2 protein-coding genes are annotated in these 3,459 nt (G+C 61.8%); both read left to right on the plus strand.

Features of this window, described 5'->3' with window-relative positions:
* The first annotated feature begins 459 nt into the window (after window positions 1–459).
* Window positions 460–1,644 (plus strand): AAA family ATPase, encoded by a 1,185-nt coding sequence (locus AS96_RS10025; RefSeq protein ID WP_036289208.1) that lies wholly within the window; start codon window positions 460–462, stop codon window positions 1,642–1,644.
* Window position 1,645: 1 nt separating this feature from the next.
* A complete protein-coding gene (locus AS96_RS15010) occupies window positions 1,646–3,439 on the plus strand; it encodes a S8 family serine peptidase (RefSeq protein ID WP_081768035.1) in 1,794 nt (597 codons plus the stop codon).
* Window positions 3,440–3,459 lie beyond the last annotated feature (20 nt).

A 3,459-nucleotide genomic window follows, 5' to 3' on the forward strand; every position in this document is an offset into this window, starting at 1 on the left:
AGATTCTCGCTTCCCCAGCATCGTGCTGGAATCAGCGTGTCCAAGATCAGGGGTCAAGCCCCGAGTTCCCGCGGCGATCGTGAGGCTTGGCGCGTGCGGGCGAGGGTCACAGACTCAGAAGATGGGCCCATCGTTGCGGACTCAGCCTGCTCAGCGAATCGGTGGTCGTAGAATCCCTCGCCGCGTCCCCCGCGCAGTCCGCACAAGCGCCTGCGGCACGTTGCTGGAGGGCGGAGGGGGGTGTGGCGCATGGTTCTCCGTCTTGCCTCTGCAAGCCGATGGGGCGACCGCTCGCCTACAGGCGGGGGACCGCAAAAGGACTGGAGCGACCGGTGCGCGGCCTCCCCACGCCAGGAGATCCACACGGGTGTCCCCCTGCGAGCGAAAAATGCCCTTCCGTGATCGGCTAATGTCCCGTCACAAGCGATGGATGTCCCATGCGAGCCTTACGATGTCCCCATGGAGAACTTCGACGTCGTTCAGGCGCTGGTACGAACATCGCTCGGCGGAGATCAGGCTGCCATTACGCGCCAAGTAGAACGACTGATCCAACGCCTCGCCGAGGGCGGCGACGACAAGAGCGCCCGGTCGTTGCGTTCGCTCCTCACCCGTAGCGCACAGCGCCAGGCGGTTGAACCCATGAGCTTGGAGTCCTCCGCAAGCGGCGACATTCGACACACAACAAAGGGTCAGCGCTTGGGGGTGCGGACAGCCCTGCCCGTTGATCGAGAGTCAGGCGCTCCACTATGCGAAGTCGCCATGCCCGACTCGATCTCACCTCTGCCGGTTCTGCCTCCGCAGGCGGAGACGGCTTATGAGTCACTCCTCGACGAGTGGAGGCACGAGGAAGAGCTGCTTGAGCACGACCTGCCCGTGAGCAGAACCTTACTCATCTACGGTCCTCCGGGCACCGGAAAGACCTCGCTCGCCCGCGCCATCGCGACTCGGCTCGGGCTCCCCGCTGTAGTTGCCAGACTCGACGGTCTCATCTCATCGCTTCTCGGCAACACTGCCCGCAATCTCGGGGCATTATTTGACTTCTGCAATCGCTATGAGTGCGTTCTGATCCTTGACGAGTTCGACGCTGTCGCCAAGGTGCGAGACGATGCGAACGAGGTCGGTGAGATTAAGCGCGTCGTCAACGCGCTGCTACAGAATCTCGACAAGCGAGCTCAGTTTGGTCTCACCGTTGCTGTCACCAATCACGAGCAACTCCTAGATACAGCCGTCTGGCGACGTTTTGAACACCAAGTTCACCTTGGTTTGCCGGATGCGTCGACACGATTCCAGATCGCACTCAGCCACGTATCTGACACCGAAGAACCCGAGGCTCTCGCCTCGGTAATCGCGCAGTTGACCGAAGGGCGCTCCGGAGCGGATGTTCGAACGCTCGCGATCTCCTATCTCAAGTCATCAGTGCTTGCGAAGACGGCTACGGAGAGCAAGATTGGCCTGCTCCGGCTCGCGGCGGGGTCAACCGGAATCGGAACAAGGGAAGAGATGGCGCGACCCGATGCGCAACTGGCGGCCGCCCTTCATCAGCAGCTCCCCGAACTGAGCTTCGGTGATCTCGGCAGTTTGTTCAACCGAGATCGCAAGACCATCGGTCGATGGCTGAGCCCGGCGGAAGAATCGCGGGTCTGAAATGGCCGACGGACCTGTCCAGATTGTTCTCAACCCACAGTCGTTCCGTGAGGCTCGCCGCACGCCGCAGGGCGGCGGTGCTGGGAAGGACTTCTACAAGGGACACAACGATGAATTCGTCGCGCACCAGAGCTCGCTATTGGACGCGCTTGCCGGCATCTTGCAGCGACGCTCTGAACGCGAGCGGGTAAACGTCACGGTTCAGATGCGGCCCGACGCCCTAGCCAAATCACACCGGCCGTTTCGCTCACTGTTCACACCTCGCCGGGCCTCACACGTCGGAACTGGCAACTACGGCGAACTCATCTTCGCGCTCTCGCCTGTCGCGCTCGCGGAGGTGATGGGCCAAGTACAACGCGCGGAGACCGAAGTCATGTGGCGCACCAACGCTCGCGGCGTGTCGGTGTACTCACCAAGCCCCGCCCGCAGTGAGAGCTCCGCCATCGAGCACATTCGAGAGTGGAGTCCTTCTGATGCACGAGGGTATTCACTTGATGACGCCGTCGCTTGGCTCTCTCAGGACACGTCGGGGAAGCTCGTCGTCGACCTACTTGATCTTCCGAACCAAGGCGAGATGCGGGAGGCATCAGCCCGCGAGGTTCTGAGGTTGGCAGCCGTAGCTCGGAGCAGGCCGGACCTGGTTCGACTGGATTCCGCGTCGCCAACGACGCGGGTCCTATTTGAGGCGAGTCCTCAGCCAGAACTTAGACTCAAGCCCCCTGCTGGGCGCATCCTCCGGTCTGAGAATCTAATTCGCGAATCCATTCGGCTCTTCGAAACGAGCGAGGCGGTCAAGCGAGTTCGACTTCAGGACATCATTGAGCCAAACGATGGAACGGTGACTAGCTCCTCTGAGGATGCTCAACTCCCAGTGCCGTCGTTGGGTTCGGTTGACAGAGCCGTGGTCGGCGTCATCGACGGCGGCGTCGCTGGACCGTTCGCGAACTCATCCCACTACGTTGTTGGACGGGCTGGGCTTGTCGCGGCTGAACATCGTGGGCTCGACCAGGTAAATCATGGCACGCGGATCGCGTCGCTTGTGGCGCTGGGGAGTGCCCTCAACCCTGGCCTGCTCCCGCCGAGCGAAGACTGTCGCGTCTACGACCTCGACCTCTTTCCGGGAAGGGCATATCGCGATCTCTACTACGCCTCGCTAGACGATTTTCTCGACGAAGTGCGCGCGAGCGTCGATCGGGCGAAGTCGGAAACTGGTGCCCGCGTTTTCAATCTTTCGTACAACCTGCGTCGCGCGCCAGGCGGCTCTCCATACAGTCTCGCCGCCGAAGGACTCGATCAGATAGCGGTCGACCTCGACGTAGTGTTCGTCATTTCCGCCGGAAATCTCAGCGCCATCGAAGAGCGTGAGGAATGGCCGCCGCGCACTGAAGATGCGCTCGCGATGTTGGCTCGAGTCCAAGTCGACGATGGCATGCACCCACCGGCGGAGTCGATCACGAACGTCACAGTTGCGAGCGTCAATCCTCCAGGAATGCTCCTCGGAATTGAAGGAGCTCCCACACGATACTCCCGGCGGGGCACGATGGTGCCATCAGCACAGAAGCCCGACTTCGCAGCAGTCGGTGGCGGTACACCCTCCAGCGGTAGGGAGACCAGCGGGCTTCGCGCCGTCGATTCGTTTGGCCAGCCTGGCGATGTCCAGGGAACAAGCTTCGCGGCACCACTGGTCTCTCGGTATCTGGCCACTCTCGACGCAACAATCGCGAGCGACGTGTCGCGCGAGCTGTTGATCGCCCTAGGGCGTGTTGATCAAGAGGTTCCGCTCCTCGGTGGGTGAGTCTTGAACGGTGACGCGAC

This window comes from Microbacterium sp. MRS-1 (assembly GCF_000585455.1).
GTDB classification, from domain to species: Bacteria; Actinomycetota; Actinomycetes; order Actinomycetales; family Microbacteriaceae; genus Microbacterium; species Microbacterium laevaniformans.

Excerpts from the sequence above, each read along its gene's own strand:
- AS96_RS10025 (WP_036289208.1), top strand. The coding sequence starts at position 460 with ATGGAGAACTTCGACGTCGTTCAGGCGCTGGTACGAACATCGCTCGGC.
- AS96_RS15010 (WP_081768035.1), top strand. The coding sequence starts at position 1,646 with ATGGCCGACGGACCTGTCCAGATTGTTCTCAACCCACAGTCGTTCCGT.